The sequence below is a fragment of the Nocardioides sp. Bht2 genome (assembly GCF_047308515.1).
Classification (GTDB): domain Bacteria; phylum Actinomycetota; class Actinomycetes; order Propionibacteriales; family Nocardioidaceae; genus Nocardioides.
Genome location: NZ_JBLBWI010000035.1, coordinates 1 through 1110 on the forward strand (window position 1 = coordinate 1; position 1110 = coordinate 1110).

Genomic DNA, 1110 nt, shown 5'->3' on the forward strand with positions numbered 1-1110 from the left:
TCCTGTTCCACCTGAACGCGGTTCCCGACAGCGGCCGCGGCAGGTGGCACTTTTCGGGGAAATGTGCGCGGAACCCCTATTTGTTTATTTTTCTAAATACATTCAAATATGTATCCGCTCATGAGACAATAACCCTGATAAATGCTTCAATAATATTGAAAAAGGAAGAGTATGAGTATTCAACATTTCCGTGTCGCCCTTATTCCCTTTTTTGCGGCATTTTGCCTTCCTGTTTTTGCTCACCCAGAAACGCTGGTGAAAGTAAAAGATGCTGAAGATCAGTTGGGTGCACGAGTGGGTTACATCGAACTGGATCTCAACAGCGGTAAGATCCTTGAGAGTTTTCGCCCCGAAGAACGTTTTCCAATGATGAGCACTTTTAAAGTTCTGCTATGTGGCGCGGTATTATCCCGTATTGACGCCGGGCAAGAGCAACTCGGTCGCCGCATACACTATTCTCAGAATGACTTGGTTGAGTACTCACCAGTCACAGAAAAGCATCTTACGGATGGCATGACAGTAAGAGAATTATGCAGTGCTGCCATAACCATGAGTGATAACACTGCGGCCAACTTACTTCTGACAACGATCGGAGGACCGAAGGAGCTAACCGCTTTTTTGCACAACATGGGGGATCATGTAACTCGCCTTGATCGTTGGGAACCGGAGCTGAATGAAGCCATACCAAACGACGAGCGTGACACCACGATGCCTGTAGCAATGGCAACAACGTTGCGCAAACTATTAACTGGCGAACTACTTACTCTAGCTTCCCGGCAACAATTAATAGACTGGATGGAGGCGGATAAAGTTGCAGGACCACTTCTGCGCTCGGCCCTTCCGGCTGGCTGGTTTATTGCTGATAAATCTGGAGCCGGTGAGCGTGGGTCTCGCGGTATCATTGCAGCACTGGGGCCAGATGGTAAGCCCTCCCGTATCGTAGTTATCTACACGACGGGGAGTCAGGCAACTATGGATGAACGAAATAGACAGATCGCTGAGATAGGTGCCTCACTGATTAAGCATTGGTAACTGTCAGACCAAGTTTACTCATATATACTTTAGATTGATTTAAAACTTCATTTTTAATTTAAAAGGATCTAGGTGAAG

At 46.8% G+C, this 1110-nt stretch carries 1 protein-coding gene; it reads left to right on the plus strand.

Features of this window, described 5'->3' with window-relative positions; genetic code table 11:
* Nucleotides 1-171: 171 nt before the first annotated feature.
* Nucleotides 172-1032 carry a broad-spectrum class A beta-lactamase TEM-116 gene (locus tag ACLM5J_RS20810; protein ID WP_000027050.1) on the plus strand — a complete coding sequence of 287 codons (861 nt, stop codon included), beginning with the start codon at nt 172-174 and terminating at the stop codon, nt 1030-1032.
* Nucleotides 1033-1110 lie beyond the last annotated feature (78 nt).